This window comes from Caballeronia sp. LZ029, from assembly GCF_031451275.1.
Taxonomy (GTDB): Bacteria; Pseudomonadota; Gammaproteobacteria; order Burkholderiales; family Burkholderiaceae; genus Caballeronia; species Caballeronia jiangsuensis.
The window spans coordinates 627,470-646,501 of record NZ_JARUXO010000001.1 but is presented as its reverse complement, the minus strand read 5'-3'; the positions used below and the strand labels follow the sequence as shown (position 1 = coordinate 646,501).

Annotated in this window: 15 protein-coding genes; 12 read left to right on the top strand and 3 right to left on the bottom strand. The window is 65.3% G+C overall.

What is annotated here, in order from left to right; genetic code table 11:
• The first annotated feature begins 54 nt into the window (after window positions 1-54).
• The 5 genes from QCE73_RS02970 (at window position 55) to QCE73_RS02950 (ending at window position 6,173) form a co-directional block, all read left to right on the top strand.
• Window positions 55-1,716 (top strand): ABC transporter substrate-binding protein, encoded by a 1,662-nt coding sequence (locus tag QCE73_RS02970; protein ID WP_309879695.1) that lies wholly within the window; start codon window positions 55-57, stop codon window positions 1,714-1,716.
• The gene (locus tag QCE73_RS02965) at window positions 1,717-2,736 is read left to right on the top strand and encodes an ABC transporter permease (RefSeq protein WP_035497877.1); all 1,020 of its coding nucleotides are present in this window, start codon (window positions 1,717-1,719) and stop codon (window positions 2,734-2,736) included.
• Window positions 2,733-3,596, top strand: coding sequence for an ABC transporter permease (locus QCE73_RS02960; protein ID WP_035497876.1), 864 nt, complete (start codon window positions 2,733-2,735; stop codon window positions 3,594-3,596). The genes QCE73_RS02965 and QCE73_RS02960 overlap by 4 nt, the downstream gene beginning before the upstream one ends.
• The gene (locus QCE73_RS02955) at window positions 3,593-5,662 is read left to right on the top strand and encodes an ABC transporter ATP-binding protein (protein ID WP_309879693.1); all 2,070 of its coding nucleotides are present in this window, start codon (window positions 3,593-3,595) and stop codon (window positions 5,660-5,662) included. Before QCE73_RS02960 ends, QCE73_RS02955 begins: the two co-directional genes overlap by 4 nt.
• A 91-nt stretch (window positions 5,663-5,753) precedes the next feature.
• Window positions 5,754-6,173, top strand: a complete 420-nt coding sequence (locus QCE73_RS02950) for a hypothetical protein (protein ID WP_309879692.1) — start codon at window positions 5,754-5,756, stop codon at window positions 6,171-6,173.
• Window positions 6,174-6,185: 12 nt separating this feature from the next.
• Here the strand turns inward: QCE73_RS02950 and QCE73_RS02945 are convergent, their stop codons facing one another.
• The gene (locus QCE73_RS02945; protein ID WP_309879691.1) at window positions 6,186-7,034 is read right to left on the bottom strand and encodes an aldo/keto reductase; all 849 of its coding nucleotides are present in this window, start codon (window positions 7,032-7,034) and stop codon (window positions 6,186-6,188) included.
• A gap of 827 nt (window positions 7,035-7,861) precedes the next feature.
• On the opposite strand from QCE73_RS02945, the gene QCE73_RS02940 reads away from it, so the two are divergent.
• Window positions 7,862-8,860, top strand: a complete 999-nt coding sequence (locus tag QCE73_RS02940; RefSeq protein ID WP_035497872.1) for a LysR family transcriptional regulator — start codon at window positions 7,862-7,864, stop codon at window positions 8,858-8,860.
• A 59-nt stretch (window positions 8,861-8,919) separates the two neighbouring features.
• Here QCE73_RS02940 and QCE73_RS02935 read toward each other — a convergent pair whose 3' ends face one another.
• Window positions 8,920-9,426, bottom strand: coding sequence for a plasmid fertility inhibition factor family protein (locus QCE73_RS02935; RefSeq protein WP_035497871.1), 507 nt, complete (start codon window positions 9,424-9,426; stop codon window positions 8,920-8,922).
• A gap of 234 nt (window positions 9,427-9,660) precedes the next feature.
• On the opposite strand from QCE73_RS02935, the gene QCE73_RS02930 reads away from it, so the two are divergent.
• Genes QCE73_RS02930 through pdeM form a run of 4 tightly spaced genes read left to right on the top strand, consistent with a single transcriptional unit; the run spans window position 9,661 to window position 15,628 of the window.
• Window positions 9,661-10,689: a ligase-associated DNA damage response exonuclease gene (locus QCE73_RS02930; RefSeq protein WP_309879690.1), complete on the top strand. Its 1,029-nt coding sequence runs from the start codon at window positions 9,661-9,663 to the stop codon at window positions 10,687-10,689.
• Complete coding sequence (locus QCE73_RS02925; protein WP_309879689.1) at window positions 10,686-12,341, top strand: ATP-dependent DNA ligase; 1,656 nt, start codon at window positions 10,686-10,688, stop codon at window positions 12,339-12,341. Before QCE73_RS02930 ends, QCE73_RS02925 begins: the two co-directional genes overlap by 4 nt.
• Window positions 12,338-14,944 (top strand): ligase-associated DNA damage response DEXH box helicase, encoded by a 2,607-nt coding sequence (locus QCE73_RS02920; protein WP_309879688.1) that lies wholly within the window; start codon window positions 12,338-12,340, stop codon window positions 14,942-14,944. The genes QCE73_RS02925 and QCE73_RS02920 overlap by 4 nt, the downstream gene beginning before the upstream one ends.
• Entirely contained in the window at window positions 14,945-15,628 is a 684-nt protein-coding gene (pdeM, locus tag QCE73_RS02915; protein ID WP_309879687.1) for a ligase-associated DNA damage response endonuclease PdeM, read from the top strand. It begins immediately after the preceding gene.
• On the opposite strand, the gene QCE73_RS02910 is transcribed toward pdeM, so the two are convergent.
• Window positions 15,591-16,034, bottom strand: coding sequence for a hypothetical protein (locus QCE73_RS02910; RefSeq protein WP_309879686.1), 444 nt, complete (start codon window positions 16,032-16,034; stop codon window positions 15,591-15,593). The two genes, pdeM and QCE73_RS02910, sit on opposite strands and share 38 nt — an antisense overlap.
• 311 nt (window positions 16,035-16,345) lie before the next feature.
• On the opposite strand from QCE73_RS02910, the gene QCE73_RS02905 reads away from it, so the two are divergent.
• Window positions 16,346-17,518: an MFS transporter gene (locus QCE73_RS02905; RefSeq protein ID WP_035497865.1), complete on the top strand. Its 1,173-nt coding sequence runs from the start codon at window positions 16,346-16,348 to the stop codon at window positions 17,516-17,518.
• Between the two features lie 22 nt (window positions 17,519-17,540).
• Complete coding sequence (locus QCE73_RS02900) at window positions 17,541-18,707, top strand: MFS transporter (protein WP_309879685.1); 1,167 nt, start codon at window positions 17,541-17,543, stop codon at window positions 18,705-18,707.
• Window positions 18,708-19,032 lie beyond the last annotated feature (325 nt).

Below are 19,032 nucleotides of genomic sequence, written 5' to 3'. Positions count from 1 at the left end.
CGCTCGCGCGGCGCGAAGCCCGGGCGAGCACGACAACTACAACATCCGCACACGATGAAAAAACCTTCGACCGACGCGCATCTCCTCGACCTCGCCCGCCCGCACGCGGGCGAACTGGGCAATCACGCGATCGACGAGTTCCTGGCCGGGCGCCTCACGCGCCGCGAGCTGCTGCGCCATGCGAGCATCCTCGGCGTGGCGCTCACGGCGGGCGGCCTCCTCGGCATGCCGTCCGCACGCGCGCAAGGCGCGGCCAAGCCCGGCGGCACGATCCGCGTCGCGCATCTGATGCCCGCGGGCGCCGTCGATCCGCTCACCGTCACCGACGCCGCCGGTCTCGCGCTCATCAATCAGACGGGCGAATTCCTCATCGACGACGACAGCGAACATCTGACGCTCAAGCCCGCGCTCGCGCTGTCGTGGTCGTCGAATGCGAAGGGCGACGTGTGGACCTTCAAGCTGCGCCCGAACGTGAAGTTCCACGATGGCCAGCCGATGACCGCGAAGGACGTCGTCGCCACGTTCAATCGCCTGTCCGATCCGGGCGCGGGCTCGGCGGCGTTGTCGGTGTTGAAGGGCGTGTTGTCGAAGGATTCGGCGAAGGCCATCGACGATCACACCGTCGAATTCCATCTCGACGCGCCCAACGGCAATTTCCCGTATTACGTTTCCTCGGATACGTATAACGCGGTGATCCTGCCGGCGAATTTCACCGGGCCCTACGAAAAGACGTTCATGGGCACGGGCGCGCTGAAGCTCGAAAAGTACACGCCGAAGGTCGGCGCGTCGTTCGTGCGGAATCCCGACTACTGGGGCGAGAAATCGCTGCCCGATCGCGTGACCTTCTCCTTCTACGCGGATCAGCAGGCGCAACTCCTCGCGATGCAAGGCCGTCAGGCCGACGTGATGGGCGACTTCACCGTGCAGGGCGGCGTTTCGATCCTCACGAATCCGCAGTTCAAGGTGCTCGGCACGAAGTCGAGCTCGCATCGCCAGATTCACATGCGCTGCGACATGGCGCCGTTCAAGGACAAGCGCGTGCGTCAGGCGCTCGCGCTTTCCATCGATCGCGAAGTCATCGTGAAGGGGCTGTTCCGCGGCCGCGCGACCGTCGGCAACGACAGCCCGTTCGCGCCGGTGTTCCCGTCGAGCGATCTCACGGTGCCGCAACGCAAGATCGACATCGCGCAGGCCAAGAAGCTGATGAGCGAAGCCGGCGTCGCCAACGGCTTCGACGTCACGCTCACGACAGAGAAGTACATGGAGATTCCCGATCTCGCGGTCGTCGTGCAGAACGCGGCGAAGGCGATCGGCATTCGCATCCAGTTGAAGGTGGAGAGCCAGGACCTGTATTACGGCTCGGGCGCGTTCGGCAAGTCGGACTGGCTGGATTCGCCGCTTGGCATCACGGATTACGGGCATCGCGGCGTGCCGAACGTGTTCCTCAACGCGCCGCTGACGAGCGCGGGCACGTGGAACGCGGCGCACTTCAAGAATCCTGACTACGACAAGCTCGTCACGCAGTTCGTCGCGGCGCTCGATGTCGCGTCGCAGAAGAAGCTGTCCGGGCAGATCCAGCGCCTGTTGCTCGACGAAACGCCGGTCGTGATCCCCTACTTCTACGACCAGCTAATCGTCACGCGCGCCAACGTGTCGGGCGTGCGCTTCAACGCGATCTCGCAGATGTGGTTCGACCGCGCGACGGTATCCGCGTAAATGAGCACGGTCACGCCGACGGCGCACGTAGCCGACTTCGCCAAAATGAAACGCGTCGTGCGCTTCATCGGCGTGCGGCTGCTGCTCGCGCTCGTCACGCTCTGGCTTCTTTCGATGATCGTCTTCGCGGGCGGCCAGCTTCTGCCGGGCGACGTCGGCCGCGCGATCCTCGGCCCGCTCGCCGATGCACGCGCCGTCGCGGCGCTGAATCATCAACTGGGCGTCGATCGGCCGCTGCTCACGCAATATTCGAGCTGGATCAGCCATTTTCTGCGCGGCGACATGGGCGAGTCCTATGCGTTTCGCGCGCCGGTCGCGCCGTTCATCGGCAACGCGCTGTGGAGCTCGGCGAAGCTCGGCGCGCTCGCGTTCGTCGTCGTGGTGCCGCTCGGCATCGCGGGCGGCGTCTACGCGGCGTTGCACGCGGGGCGCTGGATCGACAGGCTCATCAGCATCGGCGGACTGACGGCGACGGTCGTGCCGGAGTTCGTCTCGTCGATCGTGCTGATCCTGATCTTCGGCGTATGGCTGCAATGGCTGCCGATCGAAGCGACCGCGCCCGCGGGCGCGGGCTTCTTCACGCAACTGGAGCATCTGATCCTGCCGGTGCTGCCGCTCGTCTTCGTGTTCTTCGGCTATATCGCGCGGATGGCGCGCGCGGGCACGGTCGAGGCGCTCGACGCCGACTACACGCGCACCGCGATCCTCAAGGGCCTGCCGCAACACGTCGTGATTCTTCGACACGTGCTGCGCAATGCGCTCCTGCCGACCGTGACCGTCGCCGCGACGCAGCTCGGCTACATGATCGGCGGGCTGGTCGTCGTGGAGACGCTGTTCCACTATCAGGGCATCGGCTCGCTGATCTACACCGCCGCGCGGGGCAAGGACTTTCCGATGCTCGAAGCGGGCGTGCTGAGCATCGGCGTGATCTATACGGCGGCGAATCTGATCGCGGACGCGCTCTATGTCGTGCTCAATCCGCGTCTGCGCACCGCCGATTCGGACGGAGACGCGCGATGAGCACGACCGTCGCGCCTCAGGCGCCCGTCAAGCCGCGCCGCTTCGAAGCGCTCGGCGCACTGATGCGCTCAACGACGTTCGATATCGGCGTGCTGATCCTGCTCTTCTGGGTCGTGTGCGCGCTCTTCGGCCATTGGCTCGTGCCGCACGATCCCTACGCATCCGATCCGCTCAACTCGCTCGTCGCGCCGTCCGGCGATCACTGGTTCGGCACCGATCAGCTCGGCCGCGACGTGTTCGCGCGCGTGATCGTCGGCTCGCGCGACATCCTGACCATCGCGCCGCTCGCAACCTTGCTCGGCACCGCGGCGGGCACGGCGATCGGGCTTGTCGTCGGCTATTTCGATGGCTGGGTCGATGCCGTCATCGGCCGCGTGATCGATGCGATGCTGGCGCTGCCGCTCGTGATCGTCGCGCTGCTCGCGCTCGCCGCCGTCGGCGCGAGCAACACGACGGTGATTCTCGTGATCGGCCTGACGTTCGCGCCGATCACCGCGCGTACCGTGCGCGCGGCCGTCCTGAGCGAGCGCCATCTGGACTATGTGCTGGCGGCGCAACTGCGCGGCGAGAACGCGGTGTACATCATGTTCGCGGAGATCCTGCCGAACGTGCTGCCGCCGATCATCGTCGAGGCAACGGTGCGTCTCGGCTATGCGATCTTCGCCGTCGCGACGCTCTCGTTCCTCGGCTTCGGCATCCAGCCGCCGTCGGCCGACTGGGGCCTCGCGCTGTCCGAAAGCTACACGCTGATGGCGGGCGGCGCGTGGTGGACCGTCGTTTTCGATGCCGCCGCGATCGCGTCGCTGGTCATCGCGGTGAATCTCGTCGCCGATGCCGTGCAAGGAGTGCTCGACCGATGAACGGACCGCCGCCATCGGCTTTTCCCACCTTCGGCGCCGCGAAAGGCGATCACGCGGACGCGCTCACCGTCGTCGGCCTGACGGTCGCTTATCGTTCGCGCGGACGCGAGCGCGAGGTGCTGCAGGACGTCACGTTGCGCGTGAAGCGCGGCGAGGCGTATGGACTCGTCGGCGAATCGGGCTGCGGCAAGTCGACCGCCGCGCTCGCGGTGCTGCGCTACCTGCCGCGCAACGGGCGCGTGAAGGCGGGCCGCATATCGATTGCCGGGCGCGATGTCGCATCGCTCGACGCCGACGCGCTGCGCGGCATGCGCGCCAATGCCGTGTCGATGGTCTATCAGGACCCGGGGCGCGCGCTGAATCCGTCGCTCACGATCGCGCGGCAAGTCTCCGAGGCGTTCGAAGTCACGGGCGCATCCGCCGTCGAAGCGCTGTCCCGCACCGCCGAGATGCTCCGGCGCGTGCGCATCGCGTCGCCCGAGCGCGTGATGGAGAGTTATCCGCATCAACTGTCGGGCGGGATGCAGCAGCGCGTGGTCATCGCGATGGCGCTCGCGTGCAATCCCGAGCTCCTGATTCTCGACGAGCCGACCACCGGCCTCGACGCCACCGTCGAAGCCGAAGTGCTCGATCTCATCGCGCAGTTGCGCGCGGAGCTCGGCACGGCCGTGCTCTTCATCAGCCACAACCTCGCGGTGATCGGGCGCATGTGCGATCGCGTCGGCGTGTTGTACGCAGGCAAGCTCGTCGAGGAAGGCACGACCGCCGACGTGTTCGCGCGGCCGCGGCATCCGTACACCGTCGGTCTGTTGCGCTGTCTGCCGCGCGAAAGCCGCAGCAAGGAGAGCGGGCGTCTCGACACGATTCCCGGCTCGCTGCCGCTGCCGGGATCGATCGCGCAGGGCTGCATCTTCGCGCCGCGCTGCAAGCTCGCCGACGAGCGCTGTCTCAAGGACGCGCCGCCGCCCTATCGCGTCGCGTCGGCGCACGGCGATCAGATGGCGCGCTGCCACTACCACGAACGCGCGCAGACGCTGCCGCGCTCGACCGAAGAAACGCCGGTGTACGTCGCAAACGGCGAGGATCAGCCGCTCGCGCTTTCCGCGCGCAATCTCTCGAAGACCTTCCGTGTCGGCGATGAAGAAGTGCGCGCCGTGCACGACGTCTCGCTCGATCTGGTGCAAGGCGAAACGCTCGGGCTCGTCGGCGAATCGGGCAGCGGCAAGACGACGCTCGCGAAGCTGCTCCTCGGACTCGTATCGCCCGATAAAGGCGCGTCGCTCGAACTCGACGGCGCCGCGTTGGCCGAGCGCGTGACCAAGCGCAGCGACGAGCAGGTGAAGTCGCTGCAGATCGTTTTCCAGAATCCGGATTCGGCGCTGAACCGCGCGCATTCCGTGCGGCAACTGATCGCGCGTTCGCTGTCGAAGCTCGCGGCGCTGCACGGCGAAGCAAAGGAAAAACGCCTGCATACGCTGACGGAAGCCGTGCGCCTGCCGGCACGCTATCTCGGCTCGCGCACGCGGCAATTGTCGGGCGGACTGAAGCAGCGCGTCGCGATCGCACGCGCGTTCGCGGGTGATCCGCGCGTCGTGGTCTGCGACGAGCCGACCTCCGCGCTCGACGTCTCCGTGCAGGCCGCGATCCTCAATCTGCTCGCGGATTTGCAGCGCGAGCGGCGCGTGAGCTACGTGTTCATCTCGCACGATCTGCATGTCGTGCGCTATCTGTCGGACCGCATCGCGGTGCTGTATCTCGGGCGCATCATGGAGATCGGGCGCGCCGCCGCGGTCTTCGACGGACCGCAGCATCCGTACACCGAAGCATTGCTGTCGTCGGTGCCGTCGATCGACGGAACGCACGCGAAGCGCATCCGGCTGACGGGCGAACTGCCGAGCGCGGCGAATCCGCCTTCGGGCTGCGTGTTCCATACGCGCTGTCCGCGCAAGATCGGCGCGATCTGCGAGACCGAAACGCCGCCCTGCCGCGACGCCGCCGACGGGCACGCGATCCATTGCCATATTCCCATCGACGAATTGCGCACGCTGCAGCGTCAGGAGCGCTGAGTTCGGGGGCGCTGCGGCCATTCGTCGGAACCAAAGCGGGTTCGCGCGCCTCTCATCGGTTCGATGTTCAACAACAACGAGGATTCAACCGATGAAACCCGCCCTTTCCGTCGCGCTCTGTGCATTCACCTTGAGCGCCGCGATGGCCGCGCAGGCGCAGACCGCGCCGTCAGCGGCAGCGTCCGGCTCAGCCGATCCGACCTTTTCCGCCTATGCACTCGTGCAGCAATGCACCGCCAAGTCCGACAACGCGGCGCAGGGTCAATGCGTGGGCGCGGTGCGCGGCATCGTGCGCGGTTATCAGTATGGCGTGCTGTTCCTGTCGCAGCGCGCATCGCTGCCGGTTGGCGAGACGAGGCGCGTATCGCTGTGCCTGCCGGATACGCAAGTATCGTCGATCGTCGATGACTTCCTCGCCGACGCGAAGCAGGTCAGCGAAGCCGATCTCCGGCGCACGCCCGCCGAAGTCGCCGTGCTCGGCTCGGTGCACGCGCATCACGCGTGCACCTGATCCGGCGCGGCATCAAAGCATTTCCAGCGAGCGCTTCGACTTCGGCGGTTTGAACTGCTGATCGATGTCCGCGAGTTCATCGGCGGACAGATGAAGGTCGAGCGCCGCGCGATTCTCGCGCACATGCGCGACGTCCGCCGCCTTCGGAATCGCGAACACCTGCGGCTGTTGCAGCACCCACGCGAGCGCGACCTGAAACGCCGACACGCCGCGCGCCGCCGCAATCTTTTCGAGCGCGCCGCCGCGCGGCAGGCGCGCATGATCGACTGGGCTGTACGCCATCGCGGGCATGCGTCGCTCGCGCAGCCACGGCAGCAGATCGAATTCCGATCCGCGCCGCGCGACGTTGTAGAGAATCTGATCGGTCGCGCAGGCATCGCCGCAGTCGATCGAAAAGAGTTCTTCGAGGTCGTCGGTGTCGAAGTTGCTCACGCCCCAGTGGCGAATCTTGCCGTCGCCCTTTAGTTTCTCGAAACCCGCGACCACGCCTTCCAGATCCTCGCCACCGCGCCAGTGCAGCAGATAGAGATCGATGCGATCGGTCTTCAGGCGCTTCAGGCTGCGCTCGCACGCGGCCTGCACGCCGCGTTCGCTGCCGTTGTGCGGATACACCTTGCTGACGATGAACAGTTCGTCGCGCCGGTCGCCGAGCGCCTCGGCGATGAGCTTCTCGCTTTCGCCGTCGCCGTACATTTCAGCGGTATCGATGAGCGTCATGCCGAGTTCGACGCCTTCGCGCAGCGCCGCGATCTCGCTCTTGCGCGCGCCGGGCCGTTCGCCCATTTCCCAGGTGCCCTGGCCGAGCTTCGGGAAGGCCTCGCCGGTCGGCAGCGTGACGGTCGTCGGATTGGATTGAGCCATGAACAGAGCCTCCTTGTGTGTCCGCCGATTATCGCGCAAGGAGCACGCCCGTCCGACCGTAGCGTCCATCGCCGCGATGTTCGCGAAGAACTGCGGACCACAGTGAAAAACGAGCGGGAAAATGAATAGCGCGAATGGGATATTGCTGGATCGGGCGAAATACCCGCGTCGCTTTGGCCGGTTTTCAACGCGACAATTCGCGTGCCATAAGCGCCGCCGATTTGAAGCGGCCGCGCCTTCGTACATCAATAGATATCCAACCGAGAGTCTGGAAAATAAACCGATTTCAGACTAATCGGCTCCCAGATATTAAATCAGCGCACTAGGCTTCTAATTCGCTCACGAAAATGGCGCGATTGTCATGAAGCTGATCAAAGTCGGCCCTCGGCAGTAAGATTTTCGCAAGAAACGTTATCGAAATCGTCCTATCAATAAATAAAAGCTTTCGCCGACGCTTCCTTATATATCAAGCCTCGAATCGGACTCGACGCAGTACAAAATTCGACGTCTTAAGCGAGCATTACATATATCATAAGAAAAATTATTATTTTTATATACAACATACTGAAAATTCTAATATATTAAACTTGCAAACAAAAACTCGACATCCTTAATGGCGCGCCCGCTCGAGATCGGCGTTCGTTAAAGAAGGCGAAACACTCTTTCAAGAAAGGACGACCATTACATCCAAAACCGTGTCATTTACGTATTGCAATCTTCTCTTGATGTAAATATTATCAGCTCATGCGATGCCCAATACCGGACACACGCATGCGGCAAAGGCGCAAAATCCAAGTCCATGTAGTGCAACCGCGAGGGCATCCAATATGAATCAGATCCACGCAATGCGCGTTTTCGTGCGCGTAGCGGATACAGAAAGCTTCCGTCGCGCCGCGCAGCAACTCGACGTCTCCAATGCGCTGGTCACTCGGGCAATCGCCATGCTCGAAGCGCATTTGCGAACTCGTCTCATTAACCGCACCACGCGCAATCTTTCTCTCACTGAAGCCGGCACGCGTTATCTGGAGGGCTGCCGCGCGCTGCTGGAAGAACTGGACCATCTCGAATCGACCGTCACGCACACCGAGGGCGAGCCGAGCGGCACGCTGCGCGTCGTCGCCTCGAGCGCGATTTCACTGCTCACGCTGACTCCGCTCATCGATGGCTTTCGCAAAATCTATCCAAAAGTAAACGTGCGCCTGACCCTCGCAGAGCGACACGTGGATCTCGTCGAGGACGGCTTTGACCTGGGCATCGTCACGGCTTTCATGGTTTCGAGCACGGCGCTCATCGAGCGGCCGGTCGGCACCAACTCACTTGTCCCGGTTGCGACGCCGGCATTCGTCGCCGAACATGGCATGCCCAATTCACCCACCGATTTGCAATCGATGCCTTCCGTCGGACTGCCGAACGAGATGCGTAGTCAGACCTGGCACTTCCGGCATCACCTCGGAGAAACCGAACAAATTACGCTCGCGCCCGTGTACACGGTCAACAATGGGCTGATGGTGCGCCTCGCCACGCTGAAGGGCATGGGATTCTCGATCGTTGCGGAAGGCATCGTGCGCTCGGATCTCGAAGATGGCACGCTCGTTCGCCTGCTGGATGACTACGCGATCGACGAGCCCGACGTCAAAGTATCGATCGTCTATCCCGGACGGCAGTATCTGCCGGCGAAGACACGCTATTTCATCGACTATGCACTGGACTATCTGAGCCGCGAATTCGCTGGCCAGAGCCCGCGGCCCGAGGAAACCATGCGACCGCCCTTGCAGTCCGTCATGACCTTGCAAACGATGCACGGCGCGTCGGCGACCGCGAACTGACGACATCGCAACCCAAAGGGCCGGACGTCCTCCGAACGATCTGGCCCGCGGGTTCGCGTTTAAATCTCTCCGTATTCGGCACCCGACGCATCCGGCGCTGCGCACATCTCGCGCAGCAAGACCGCCTCGCGCTCGTGCACCTCTACCGGCATGCACAACGCGCCGGCGTGCGCCATGTAGCGCGCGCGATGCTGTCCGTTGCGAAACGCCACCACGCCTTCCCGATTCACGCCCAGAAGGCCGAGCAGGCCCGGCGAGCGCCGCACGCTGATCGTCACATAGGGCATTTCGGGCACGCGCGGATTGTCCGGGTCGAGGAACTCGCGGATGCCGCGCACCTTGCCCGCGTGCCAGTCATCGACGGCCTTGAGCACGTAATCCGTGTCGTCGCGATTGGCGCACGCGAGGAGCTTTCGGACGTCGACGAGCACGACCTGATGACGCGAGCCCAGGTCGGTGAACACCCGCTTCAGGCGCACGAAGTCATACTGCGGATGACCCTGGAGCCTGACGATCCAGACCGCTTCTGCGGCGGTCGGCGCAACCATCGTGTCCATGTTCGGCATATGAGGAAGACCGCGGCGCGCGCGCCCCGTGCGCGCGTGTTTCGCTAACAAACGGCCCGAACGAGTCGCTAAACAAAACGTCCGGGTCAAACCAACTTTTACACCCTAGACGCGATTCATGAAAGCGCCATGACGGGCACGTGGCGTGCTTTTGTTGCCAGAATCGAACACCTCCGCGTAGCCTGAAGGCACGCATGTCACGCGGCTGTCATCACACGCATCCCTCAACATTCAGTGGACACTTCTTCCGATCTCATCGTCGCGCGGCCCGAAGGTCTTTTCTGTGTGCCGGGCAACTTCCATATCGACCCTTGGCGGCCCGTCGAACGCGCGGTCATCACGCATGCGCACGCGGATCACGCGCGCTTCGGCCATGCGCACTATCTCGCGGCCGAAGCGGGCGTCGGCGTGTTGCTGTCGAGGCTGCCGGGCATCGATCTGCAAGGGCTCGCCTATGGCGAAGCGATCGACGTAAACGGCGTGCGCGTGTCGCTGCATCCGGCAGGGCACGTGCTCGGCTCGGCGCAGGTGCGCGTCGAATACAAGGGACGCGTGTGGGTGGCGTCCGGCGATTACAAGGTCGAGCCCGATCCGACCTGCGCGCCCTTCGAGCCCGTGCGCTGCGATACGTTCATCACCGAATCGACGTTCGGCTTGCCGATCTACCGATGGGATCCCTCCCGCGAGGTCTTCGACGGCATCGACTCATGGTGGCGGCACAACGCGGCGCAGGGGCGCGCGTCGGTGCTCTTCTGCTATTCGTTCGGCAAGGCGCAACGCGTGCTCGCGAGCGTCGATGCGGCCATCGGCCCGATCTTCTGCCACGGCGCGGTCGAGCCGCTCAATCGCGCATACGTGCAGGCGGGCGTCGCGCTGCCGCAGACGCGCCTCGTCAGCGAAATCGCCGCGAAGGACAAGGCCGCGTTCAAGGGCGCGCTGATCGTCGCGCCGCCGTCGGCGCAAGGCAGCACCTGGATGCGCCGCTTCGGCGATTACAGCGACGCCTTCGCGTCCGGCTGGATGCGCCTACGCGGCACGCGGCGGCGCAAGGGCGTCGATCGCGGCTTTGTGCTCTCGGATCACGCCGACTGGCCCGGCCTGCAACTCGCGATCGGAGCAACGGGCGCGCAACGCGTGATCGTCACGCACGGCCAGATCGAGCCGATGGTGCGCTGGCTGTGCGAGCAGGGACTGGACGCGGGCGCGTTCAAGACCGAATACGGCGACGATGCCGTCGAAGCCGACACCGCCGAGGCATCATGAAGCGCTTCGCGACGCTCTACGCCGCGCTCGATGCGACGACATCGACCAACGAAAAGCTCGAAGCGCTGATCGCGTATTTCTCCGGCGCGCAGCCTGAAGATGCGGCATGGGCGTCGTACTTTCTCGCGGGCGGCAAGCCGCGCCAGTCGGTGCCCACGCGCCTGCTGGTCGAATTCGCACGCGAGCGCGCGGGCTTGCCGGAGTGGCTTTTCGAAGAGTCCTATCAGGCGGTCGGCGATCTCGCGGAAACCATCGCGCATGTGCTGCCGCCTGCGTCGGGCGAATCGTCGCTCGGGCTCGCGCAGTGGATCGAGGAACGCGTGCTGACCTTGCGCGGCGCGAACCCGCCCGAGTTGCGCGACAGGCTGCTGAGCTACTGGGACGAGCTGAACTGGAGCGAGCGCTTTCTGCTGACGAAGCTGATCGGCGGCGGCTTTCGCGTGGGCGTCGCGCGCCAGCTCGTCGTGCGCGCGCTGGCCGAAGTCGCCGGCGTCGATCACAAACGCATCGCGCAACGCATGGTCGGCTGGACCGATTCGCGTCAGACGCCGAACGCGGCGCGATATCTGCGGCTGATCGCGCCGGCTGCCGAAGGCGACGATGTCGATACGCCGCACGAAAGCGATATCGGCCTGCCCTTTCCGTTCTTCCTCGCGCATCCTCTGCAAGCCGATCCGGCGACGCTCGGCTCGCCCGGCGACTGGATCGTCGAATGGAAATGGGACGGCATACGCGCGCAACTCGTGAAGCGCGCGGGCCGCGTGTGGATCTGGTCGCGCGGCGAGGATCTCGTCACGGAGCGCTTTCCCGAACTCGCATCGCTCGGCGCCGCGCTGCCCGACGGCACTGTGATCGACGGCGAGATTCTCGCATGGGAGCCGGGCGCGAACGCGCCGCTGCCGTTCGCGCGCCTGCAGCCTCGCATCACGCGCAAGTCGCTCACCAAAAAGGTGCTCGCCGATTCGCCCGCCGCACTGCTCGCCTACGATCTGCTCGAAGCCGATGGCCGCGACCTGCGCACGGCGCCGCTGCACGAACGACGCGCTCGCCTGGATGCGCTCGCGTCGTCGCTCGCGGTCGATGTGCTGCGCGTTTCGCCGATGGTCGTCGCATCCGACTGGGAAGCGCTCGGCGCGTTGCGCGACGAAAGCCGTGCGCGCGGCGTCGAAGGATTGATGCTGAAGGAGCGCGCGTCGATGTACGGCGTCGGGCGCACGAAGGCGTCGGGCACATGGTGGAAGTGGAAGATCGATCCGTATGCGATCGATGCCGTGCTGCTCTACGCACAACGCGGCCACGGACGGCGCGCGAGTCTCTACACGGATTTCACCTTCGCCGTCTGGGACGAAGCCGACGGCACGCGCACGCTCGTTCCGTTCGCGAAGGCCTATTCCGGACTCACCGACGAAGAAATGCGCCAGGTCGATGCGATCGTGCGCAAGACGACTATCGAGAAGTTCGGGCCGGTGCGCAGCGTCACGCCGACGCTCGTCTTCGAGATCGGCTTCGAAGGCATCCAGGCGAGCCCGCGGCACAAGTCGGGCATCGCGGTGCGCTTTCCGCGCATGTTGCGCTGGCGCACCGACAAGAAGATCGAGGACGCCGATACCCTCGACATGCTCAAGGGCTTTCTGAACGAGGCGACGGCATGAGCGCGCCGGAGCCATCGGACAAGGACAAGGAAAGGCGGCGCGCGCCGCGTCCCCGCCGCATTCCGCGCACGCGAGCGGCGCAGGCGAAGCTCGATGCTGCCGCCGATTCGTTCACGCCCGCGCCCTTCGCCTTCGACGCGACGCAGGCCGCGACGCCGATCGATGAACGCATCGCGCGCTGGTTCGACGAGCGCGGCTGGCAGCCCTTCGAGTTTCAGCGCGAAGCGTGGCGCGAGATCGCACGCGGCGCGAGCGGCCTGCTTCACGCGACGACCGGCGCGGGCAAGACCTGGGCCGTGTGGCTCGGCGCGCTCGCCGCCTATGCCCACGCGTCGCCGAAACCGAACGCGCTGCCCGCGCCGCTGACCGTCCTCTGGATCACGCCGATGCGCGCGCTCGCCGCCGACAGCGCCCGCGCGCTGCAAGGCGCGGTGACCGCGCTGTCCGTGCCGTGGACGGTCGGATTGCGCACCGGCGACACGTCATCGACGGAACGCGCACGTCAGAGTCGGCGCATGCCCTCCGCGCTCGTGACGACACCCGAAAGCCTCACGCTGATGCTGACGCGCGCCAATGCACAGGAGGAACTGAAGCACCTGCGCATGATCGTCGTCGATGAATGGCACGAGCTGCTCGGCAACAAACGCGGCACGCAGACGCAACTCGCGATCGCGCGGCTCGCGCGCTGGCGGCCGGAATTGCAGATCTGGGGCTTGTCCGCGACGCTCGGCAATCTCGCCCTCGCGCACGATGCGCTGCTGCATCCCGTGAAGACGCCGCGCGTGGTCGTGCGCGGCGCGCAGCCGAAGACGCTCGTCGTCGATACGCTAATTCCGGAGACCATCGAGCGCTTTCCGTGGGGCGGCCATCTCGGCGTGCGGCAAGTCGGGCCCGTCGCCGATGAAATCGATCATGCGCAAAGCTCGCTCGTCTTCACCAACACGCGCTCGCAATCGGAAATCTGGTATCGCGCGCTGCTCGAATTGCGGCCGGAATGGGCCGGCTTGCTCGCGCTGCATCACGGCTCGCTCGACAAGGAGGTGCGCGACTGGGTCGAACTCGGCCTGAAGAACGGGCAACTGAAGGCGGTCGTGTGCACGTCGAGTCTCGATCTGGGCGTCGATTTTCTGCCGGTCGATCGCGTGTTCCAGATCGGCTCGCCGAAGGGCGTCGCGCGGCTCATGCAGCGTGCGGGACGCTCCGGCCACGCGCCGGGCCGCGTGTCGCGCGTGACGATCGTGCCGACGCACGCGCTCGAACTCGTCGAAGCCGCGGCGGCGCGCTGGGCGATCGAGGAACGCCGCATCGAAGGCCGCGACATGCCGTTGAAACCGCTCGACGTGCTCGTGCAGCATCTCGTGACGGTGGCGATCGGCGGCGGCTTCACGGCCGCTGCGATGCTCGACGAAGTCCGCACCGCGTATGCGTATCGCGATCTGACGGAGCGCGAGTTCGACTGGGCGCTCACGTTCGTCGAGCGCGGCGGCGCATCGCTCGGGGCGTACCCGGACTTTCATCGCGTCGTGAAGGGCGATGACGGCGTGTATCGCGTGCCGCGCGAGGATCTCGTGCGCCGGCATCGCAACAACGTCGGGACGATCGTCGCGAACGCAACCATCAACGTGGCGTATATGACGGGCGGGCGCATCGGCGCGATGGAGGAATCGTTCATCTCGCGTTTGAAACCCGGCGACGTCTTCACCTTCGGCGGACGCGCGCTCGAACTCGTGCGCGTGCGCGACATGACCGCCTACGTGAAGCGCGCGAGCTCATCGCGCGGTGCGATGCCGCAATGGGCCGGCAGCAAGATGCCGCTCTCGTCCGAACTCGCGGACGCCGCGCTCGTGATGCTCGCGCGCGCCAACGACGGCATTTACGACGAGCCCGAAATGCGCGCCGTCAGGCCGCTGCTCGATCTGCAGGCGAAGTGGTCCGCGCTGCCGGGGCCGGGCGTGCTGGTCGTCGAACTGGTGCGCTCGCGCGAAGGTCATCACTTCTTCTGCTATCCGTTCGCGGGGCGCATGGCGCATATCGGTCTGGGATCGCTGCTTGGCTGGCGAGCGTCACGCGATCAGCCCGGCACATTCTCCATTTCGATGAACGACTACGGCTTCGAACTGCTGTCGGCACGGCCGTTCGACTGGGAGACGCTCATCGTGGAAGGACTCTTTTCGCCGGAGAATCTGGAGCACGACATTCTGGCGAGTCTCAACGCATCCGAACTCTCGGCACGGCGTTTTCGGGAAATCGCACGCGTGTCGGGGCTGATTTATCAGGGCCATCCGGGGCAGCAGAAAAGCGCGCGACAGTTGCAGGCGTCGAGCGGACTGTTCTACGAGGTCTTCCGCAAGCACGACAGCGACAATCTGCTGCTCGCGCAGGCGGATCAGGAAGTGATGCTGCAGGAACTGGAACTGGGCCGCATCCGCGCGGCGTTGCAGCGCATGAGCGAAAGCCGCCTCGCGCTCATGCACCCGAAGAAGCCGACGCCCTTTGCGTTCCCGCTGATCGTCGCGCGCTTGCGGGAAAAGGTGAGCACGGAGAAGCTGTCGGATCGCGTCGAGCGGATGCTCGCGGATCTGGAGAAGGCGGCGAAAGCTTAAATGGAAGCACTGACCATCGACATCAACGGCCACGCGCTCGTGCTCTCCGCGGATCGCGCGGCCTTCGATCCGCGTCTGAACACGCTCTTCATCGCCGATGCGCATTTCGGCAAGGACGCCGTGTTCCGCGCGCGTGGCATTCCGGTGCCCGTCGGCACGACCGGCGAGAGCCTTGCCCGGCTCGATGCGCTCGTCGCGGCGCATCGGCCGGAATCGATCGTGTTTCTCGGCGATCTGCTGCACGCGCGCGAATCGCACGCGGACGAAACGCTCGACGCGCTGGCCGCGTGGCGCGCACGACATCGCGCGCTGGAACTCGTGCTGGTCGAAGGCAATCACGACAAGCACGCGGGCGCGCTGCCGGCCATGTTCGGCGTCGATGTCGTGAAGGAACCGCACGTGCTCGGGCCGTGGGCGCTTTGCCATCATCCGCAGACGGTCGATGGCGCTTACGCGCTCGCCGGACACGAACACCCGGTCTACCGGCTCGCGACGCGCGTCGACAGCGTGCGTCTGCCGTGTTTTCGCTTCGGTGCGCGCGCGGGCGTGCTGCCCGCGTTCGGCGCGTTCACGGGCGGCTTCGAGGTGAACGGCGAAGTGCGCGGCGAAGCGCTGTACGTGATCGCCGGCGAGCGCGTGTTTCCGGTCAGTGATAGATCGTCGTCGACGATTGCAGCTTCGTGAGCTTGCCGCGCTGGAAGCCGAACCAGCCGAGATTCGACTGCATCACCACTTCCTCGCCCTGCCAGAACACGCGCCTCACCGTCATGCGCTGACTCACGCGCTGCACGAGCGGCGGATTGCGGCGGAAATCGTAGAGCACGGGGCCAGTGTCGGATTGCACGAGCATGCGCGTGACGGTGTCGCTCGCGCCGGAGGTTTCATCGAAATGCGCGATGCGCTTCGCGTCGAAGCGATCGAACACCTGGGTGTCGATGAGCGCGGCCATGCCGGATTCGTCGCGCAGGAAATGCAGCGCGCCCGCCTGCGTGGCGATGGGGCCGGCGGCGTCGCTCTGGGCGTGCGCGAGTGCGCCGAGGAGCATCGTGGATGCGAGCGCGAGGCCGATACAGATTTTTGTCGGTGACATTTTCGTTCGATAGTTGCAGCGTTTTTCCAACACTCTCCGGCGCCCGCGACGCGCAAGGAATGCGCGGCCGCGAGGGTGTTACCGGAAACATCTGACGCATGGCGGCGTCGCATCGGCAAGAGCCATGCGCCGTCGCCGCGTGCAAAAGAATATCCGTTCAGGCGCGGCATGGCGCGGGCCGACGCTTATCAGGGTTTATACCAGCATCGAAAATTACCTTTCGGTACAATCCGAGCCTTCAACTCCGCCTCGGCGCCTGCATCGCTCAATCCGACGATGCGCCCAGACGTGACACTTCGTCCGCCTCCACCATGCCTCTGCCTCTTTTCGCTCTCGCCATTGCCGCGTTCGGCATCGGCACGACCGAATTCGTCATCATGGGCCTGCTGCCCAACGTCGCGCGCGATCTCGCGGTGACGATCCCGGCGGCGGGCATGCTCGTATCCGGCTACGCGCTCGGCGTCACGGTGGGCGCGCCGATTCTGGCGGTGATCACGGCCAAAATGCCGCGCAAGAAGGCGCTGATGAGCCTGATCGGCGTGTTCATCGTCGGCAATCTGCTGTGCGCGCTGGCGCCGAATTACTGGGTGCTGATGGGCGCGCGCATCGTCACCGCGTTCTGCCACGGCGCGTTCTTCGGCATCGGCTCGGTGGTCGCCGCCGATCTCGTCGCGCCGAACCGCCGCGCGCAGGCCATCGCGCTGATGTTCACCGGACTCACGCTCGCCAACGTGCTCGGCGTGCCGCTCGGCACCGCGCTCGGCCAGGCTGCCGGCTGGCGCTCGACGTTCTGGGTCGTCACGCTGATCGGCATTGCGGCGGCGGGCGCGCTCGCGGTGTGCCTGCCGAAGCACATCGAGATGCGCGACACCAGCATCCTGCGCGAGTTCGACGTGCTCAAGAATCCGCAAGTGCTGATGGTCCTCGGCATCAGCGTATTGGCGTCGGCCAGTCTTTTCTCGGTGTTCACGTATATCACGCCGATTCTCGAAGACGTCACCGGCTTTTCGCCGCACGCGGTCACGTACGTGCTGCTGCTCTTCGGTCTCGGCCTCACGGTCGGCAGCACGCTTGGCGGCAAGCTCGCGGACTGGAAGCTGCTGCGCTCGCTGCTGACGTTCCTGCTCGCGATCGTCGCGATCCTGACGATCTTCGCCGGCACGATGCACGAACCCGTTTCCGCGATGATCACGATCTTCTTCTGGGGCGTGCTCGCGTTCGCGATCGTGCCGCCGCTGCAGATGCTGATCGTGAATCGCGCGAGCGATGCGCCCAATCTCGCATCGACGTTGAATCAGGGCGCGTTCAATCTCGGCAACGCGACGGGCGCGTGGCTCGGCGGCTGCGTGATCAGCGCGGGCGCGCCGCTCACGTCGCTGCCGTGGGTCGGCATTCTGATGGCGGCGAGCGCGTTCGGCCTCACGCTGGTGTCGGCGACGCTCGACAAGCGCGCGCGCCGTCTTTCGATCGGACAGGCCGCCTGATTTCCGGCGAGCGGCACGCTGCATGAAGGGCATCCTCTCGCGTGACTTTCTCGCGCTGATCCTGAGCGTCGCGGTGGTCGGCCTCGGCCTCGGCGCGACGTTGCCGTTGACCGCGCTCGCGCTCGTGCAGGCGGGCTACGGTACTGGCATCGTCGGGCTGATGACGGCGATGCAGGCGGGCGGCGGACTCGCCGTCGCGCCGTTCGCGAGCCGCGTCGCCGCGCGTTGCGGCGCGCGCGAGACGATCGTCGGCACGGTGATCGTCGCGGCGCTCTCGACCATCGCGATGCAGTTCACCGTGGATCTGTGGCTGTGGGCGGTGCTGCGCTTTCTGTGCGGCGCGGCGCTGATGCTGCTCTTCACGATCGGCGAAGCGTGGGTCACGCAACTCGCCGACGATTCGACGCGCGGCCGCGTCGTCGCGATCTACGCGACCAACTTCACCCTCTTCCAGATGACGGGCCCGGTGCTCGTCAGCGTGATCGGCGGACTGCATTCGATGCGCTTTGCGATCTGCGGCGCGATTTTTCTGCTGGCGTTGCCCGTGCTCGCGTCGATACGCGGTGCGCCGCAGTCGCTCGCTTCCGGCGGCGGTGACGACGAACATGGCGATTGGCGGCAGGTGCTGCCGCGCATGCCGGCGCTCGTGATCGGCACGGGCTTTTTCGCCCTCTTCGACACGCTCGCGCTCTCGCTGATGCCGCTCTTCGCGATTTCGCACGGCATCGGCGAGGATGTCGGCGTGCTGTTCGCATCGGCGATTTTGTTGGGCGACACGACGATGCAGTTTCCCATCGGCTGGCTCGCCGATCGCATCGGGCGCGCGAAGGTGCATGCGGGCGCGGGCGTCGTTGTGGTTCTGCTGTTGCCGTTGCTGCCTTGGGCGATGTCGCATCCGTGGATTTGCTGGCCGCTGCTCTTTGTGATCGGTGCGGCGGCGGGAAGTATCTACACGCTGTCGATCGTCGCGTGTGGCGAGCGCTTTCGCGGTCCAATGCTCGTGTCGGCGACGGCTATCGTCGGCGGATCGTGGAGCGTGGCGAGCTTCGGCGGGCCGATGATCGCCGGGACGCTGATGCAGCGCGTCAGAGCTGATGCGTTGATTGGTGTGTTGACCGTGGCCGCGGGCGCGTTTCTGGTGGCGGTTTGGTGGGAGTGGCGCGGCGACGCGGCTCGTTTCTCGCGGTAGGGTTTGGTTTGGGATGCGAAGGTTTTTCGCCGGATCCCGATTTCGTGTCGGTTTATTAGCACTGCCCCTGTGCGGGGCGGCAGTCACTTTCTTTGCTGCTGTGTATGGACCGGAGACATGGGTAACAGGTGTGTCAGGACATGGGTAACACATTTAGCTCCTTTCGCCGCGTTCCTTCAAGTCGATGGTATCGATGCGATGATGAACAAAGTACACGTCGTAGCAGCCGTCAGTTTCGCTACAGGCGCGCAACGCGATGGGCAGCTCAGCCAGCGCACTCGAAACCTTGAAGCAGTGCGACTTGAAGCGCACCTCGCCGTTGATG

Bases quoted from the DNA above. Each gene is read 5' to 3' on its own strand.
- QCE73_RS02900 (WP_309879685.1), top strand. From the start codon at position 17,541: ATGAAGGGCATCCTCTCGCGTGACTTTCTCGCGCTGATCCTGAGCGTC.
- QCE73_RS02950 (WP_309879692.1), top strand. From the start codon at position 5,754: ATGAAACCCGCCCTTTCCGTCGCGCTCTGTGCATTCACCTTGAGCGCC.
- QCE73_RS02940 (WP_035497872.1), top strand. From the start codon at position 7,862: ATGAATCAGATCCACGCAATGCGCGTTTTCGTGCGCGTAGCGGATACA.
- QCE73_RS02945 (WP_309879691.1), bottom strand. From the start codon at position 7,034: ATGGCTCAATCCAATCCGACGACCGTCACGCTGCCGACCGGCGAGGCC.
- QCE73_RS02935 (WP_035497871.1), bottom strand. From the start codon at position 9,426: ATGCCGAACATGGACACGATGGTTGCGCCGACCGCCGCAGAAGCGGTC.
- QCE73_RS02925 (WP_309879689.1), top strand. From the start codon at position 10,686: ATGAAGCGCTTCGCGACGCTCTACGCCGCGCTCGATGCGACGACATCG.
- pdeM (WP_309879687.1), top strand. From the start codon at position 14,945: ATGGAAGCACTGACCATCGACATCAACGGCCACGCGCTCGTGCTCTCC.
- QCE73_RS02970 (WP_309879695.1), top strand. From the start codon at position 55: ATGAAAAAACCTTCGACCGACGCGCATCTCCTCGACCTCGCCCGCCCG.
- QCE73_RS02910 (WP_309879686.1), bottom strand. From the start codon at position 16,034: ATGTCACCGACAAAAATCTGTATCGGCCTCGCGCTCGCATCCACGATG.
- QCE73_RS02955 (WP_309879693.1), top strand. From the start codon at position 3,593: ATGAACGGACCGCCGCCATCGGCTTTTCCCACCTTCGGCGCCGCGAAA.
- QCE73_RS02965 (WP_035497877.1), top strand. From the start codon at position 1,717: ATGAGCACGGTCACGCCGACGGCGCACGTAGCCGACTTCGCCAAAATG.
- QCE73_RS02920 (WP_309879688.1), top strand. From the start codon at position 12,338: ATGAGCGCGCCGGAGCCATCGGACAAGGACAAGGAAAGGCGGCGCGCG.
- QCE73_RS02960 (WP_035497876.1), top strand. From the start codon at position 2,733: ATGAGCACGACCGTCGCGCCTCAGGCGCCCGTCAAGCCGCGCCGCTTC.
- QCE73_RS02905 (WP_035497865.1), top strand. From the start codon at position 16,346: ATGCCTCTGCCTCTTTTCGCTCTCGCCATTGCCGCGTTCGGCATCGGC.